General features: G+C 23.0%; 1 protein-coding gene. It reads right to left on the reverse strand.

All coding sequences use genetic code 11. The features are described from left to right. On the reverse strand, positions 1 to 204 hold a 204-nt coding region (locus ACYQ44_RS10590), incomplete at both ends, for a hypothetical protein (protein WP_459997263.1).

Raw genomic sequence — 204 nt, forward strand, 5'->3', positions numbered from 1 at the left:
TCTTTGTCTATTCCCAATTTCCCAATTAGTGTTTCTAAATCAAATTTTTCTGTTTTTCCAAATAATACTTTTCCTTTATTTGCTACATATACATATTTTTCTATTGGAATAATATCTATATACATATTGTTCTTTAATTCAATATTTTCAGTTGCTATTAATGTTTCTTTTGTTTCTGGATCAAATATCTTTATTTCTGATAGT

Source organism: Marinitoga arctica (assembly GCF_054657315.1).